This is a genomic window from Variovorax sp. P4_D9, assembly GCF_056401695.1.
In genome coordinates this window covers 1-3108 of record NZ_JBFUIU010000963.1, presented here as the reverse complement: position 1 = coordinate 3108, position 3108 = coordinate 1, and the positions used below count along the sequence as shown (strand labels likewise).

Here is a 3108-nt window from a genome sequence, read left to right as displayed (position 1 = left end):
TGTGCACGTGTCCACCAAAAACGTAGTGGACACGAGCATCCTAAAACGATCCGTCGCAATCAAGGTGCCGCGGCTGGACGCTTACTTCCTTCGGGCTTTTGTAGAGGTCGATGTCGAGCTGCGCTTTGGCATCTCCAACTGCACGTAGTAGCTTCAATCGAGCTTGATGCCCGCGGCCTTTATGACAGCGCCCAGCTTCACGGCGTCGTCCCTGATGGTCTGCGTGAACTGCTCGGGGCTGCTGGCGACCACGTCCATGCCCATCGCTCCCAGCTTCTCCGTGGTTTCGGGCAGCTTGAGGATGCCGGTGATCTCGGCGTTGAGCTTGGCGACGATGGCGCGGTCAGTGCCCGCAGGCGCCACAAAGCCGATCCAGGTGACCAGGTCCATGCCTGTCAGACCGGATTCCGCCAAGGTGGGTACCTCCGGGAGGGACGGCGAGCGCTTGGCGCTGGTGACCGCCAGAGGTCTGACCTTGCCGGATTTCACGAAGGCGATCGCCGGGCCCAGCGCATCAAAGATCACCGGCACCTGCCCGCCCACCACGTCCGTCATCGCCGGGCCGCTGCCCTTGTAGGGGACGGCCACCATGTCGACCTTGGCCGACGACTTGAAAGCCTCGCCTGCCACCTGCGCCGGCAGCGCGCCGTGGGCGTACGCCAGCTTGCCACCCTGTGCCTTGGCCAAGCCGATCAGCTCCTTCACGCTGCGCGCCTCCACCGAGGGATGCACTGCCAGCACCATGGGCATGGTGATCGCGAGCGACACAGGGGTGAAGCCGTTGATCGGGTCGTATGGCAGCTTCGCGTAGAGACTCTGGTTCATCGCGAGCGTGGAGTCGATCGGGAGGAACAGCGTGTAGCCATCCGGCGCTGCTCGCGCGGCCAGTTCCGCGCCGATCACCGTGTTGCCCCCCGGGCGGTTGTCCACCGTGACAGGCACGTTCCAGCGTTCGGTCAACTTGACTGCGACGGTGCGTGCCACCGTGTCCGTGCCGCCGCCGGGCGGGAACGGCACGATGATGCGGATGGGACGCTCGGGGAAGGTGTCCGCGGCGGCGGCCGCAGTCCCTGCCAAGGGAAGGGCGATCAGGCAGAGCAAGAGCTTCTGAATCAGTTTCATGGATACGCTCCTCGCCGGCTTTATCCGGATGGGTTTCGTGGGCATTTCGGTTTTCCGGACGGGTATGGCTCGGCGGGTGCACGCGCTATCGGTCGCGAACCGGCGCAGGTGGATGCATCGCGTCGGTTGAGCCTGCGGGCCAGCGCGATGGAGATACATTACTTTTCAATAATTCATATGTCAACCTTAGGAATTACCCTCGGATAACCCGGCGCGCGCGGGCCTTGCTTCGGGACGAGCTCCGCGGAAGGCGAAGGACCGCAGGTCAATGCTGCGCACGCACCGCGACCTGCTGTCCAGCAACTTTGAAAAATCGAGCGGTGCGACTTTGTGAGTGCCGCCCGCCGCTCACTCTCCGCTCCGGCCCTCGAGTTCCAGGAATCGATTCTGCGATTCGTGGACGCGCACCAGGGCGCTGCGACTGCTGGAGAACTGAGCGCCTCGTTCAGGCTGGCGTTCAGCTGACGGCTTTCGGCGTGGCGGCGGGGGCGAAAGCCATGAACCACGTCTCGAAGCTGTAGTTCGTCAGACCTGCTTCAGCGAGCGTCGGAACGTTTGGCATCAGTGGCGATCGCTTGGTGCCGGTGACRCCAAGCGCACGAAGTTTGCCTCCCTGCACTTGCGGCAGGGCCGCCGACAGGACCGGGAAGCTCAGGCTGACCTGCCCCCCGATTGTGTCGACGAGTGCGGGACCACCGCCACGGTAGGGAATATGGACGAGAGGTACGTCTGCGTTGGCTTGAACAGTTCAGCGGCCATGTGAAACGTACTGCCCCTTCCTGCGGAAGCGTAGTTGTGCTGGGCAGCTTTCGCCGTGCCCGCCTTGCGACCGCGCGCTTGCAGCTTGCTCCACCTGTAGGGGATAACCCCGAAATGTCATCGCTAGGACATTGGCGGGTGCTCTTCGAGCGAACACTTGGCCTCTCGCAAGCCTATGAAACAAGAGGCTGATCCATCAAGACAGGAGACTGGTACGTGAACTCGGCGCTTAGGAATGCATCGCCATCGCTGATCGCCGATGTGGAACGCCCCGCGTCTGCGGGGACGCCGATTGGCCTCGAGACCTTTCCCGCGCTGCTCGCGGCGCAAGTGCGAGTTGGTGGAACCCGGATCGCGATGCGCGAGAAGAAATTCGGAATCTGGCAGACCTATTCTTGGCTCGACGTGTCGAAGCTCACAAGGGAACTGACCTGCGGCCTGTCTCAGGCAGGGGTCGTGCGCGGAGATCACGTGGCGCTGATCGGGGGCAACCGGCCGCGGCTTCAGGCTGCATTGGCCGCGCTGCAAGTCCTGGGCGCGATACCTGTTCCGCTGTACCAGGATGCACCTGCCACCGAGTACGTCTATCCATTGACCAGCGCGAAGGTCGCGTTCGCGATCGTGGAGGAACAAGAGCATGTCGATAAACTGATCGAGGTGCAGGAGCGCTGCCCGGACTTGCGCCACATTTGGTTCGATGATCCACGAGGCCTGCGTGCGTACTCGCATCCAGGACTGGACTCGCTGGACGCGCTGGTCGATGAAGGCCAGCAGTTCGCTTCTAAGAACCCAGCCTACTACGACGCGCGGATTGCGCTCGTGCAACCTGACGATGTTGCGGCCATGTTCTTCACCTCCGGCACCACCAGTCTGCCAAAAGGCGTAGTCCATACCCACCGCTCCCTCATTCGAAGCGCCCAGGCAGGGAAAGCCTTCGACAGCATCTCAGAGCGCGAGGAAGTGCTGGCCTTTCTGCCCCCTGCCTGGCTAGGGCAGAACATATTTTCGTATGCGATGTGGTTGGTGTGCGGCTATACGGTGAACTTTCCGGAATCTCCAGAGACCGTGAGCATCGATCTCAAGGAGATCGGCCCGACCTACTATTTCGCGCCGCCCCGGGTGTTTGAGGAAATGCTCACCGCCGTCACGGTCAGGATGAACGATGCGAGTGCCATCAAGCGGCGCGCCTTCGAACATTTCATGGCCGTGGCTCGACGCGTAGGGGGG

The 3108-nt window shown here is 62.6% G+C and carries 2 protein-coding genes and 1 pseudogene; 1 reads left to right on the top strand and 2 read right to left on the bottom strand.

The features are described 5' to 3' along the window. Positions 1 to 153: 153 nt before the first annotated feature. On the bottom strand, positions 154 to 1122 hold the full coding sequence (locus tag AC1DY5_RS49095) for a Bug family tripartite tricarboxylate transporter substrate binding protein (protein WP_478121578.1): 969 nt from the start codon (positions 1120 to 1122) through the stop codon (positions 154 to 156). 419 nt (positions 1123 to 1541) lie between these two features. Further along, a pseudogene (locus tag AC1DY5_RS49090) lies at positions 1542 to 1914 on the bottom strand (tripartite tricarboxylate transporter substrate-binding protein); the annotation flags it as partial. 183 nt (positions 1915 to 2097) lie between these two features. Between AC1DY5_RS49090 and AC1DY5_RS49085 the strand changes: the two are divergent. Further along, on the top strand, positions 2098 to 3108 hold a 1011-nt coding region (locus AC1DY5_RS49085; protein ID WP_478121577.1), incomplete at its 3' end, for an AMP-binding protein.

Coding starts and splice junctions, on each gene's coding strand:
- AC1DY5_RS49095 (WP_478121578.1), bottom strand. CDS start 1,122: ATGAAACTGATTCAGAAGCTCTTGCTCTGCCTGATCGCCCTTCCCTTG.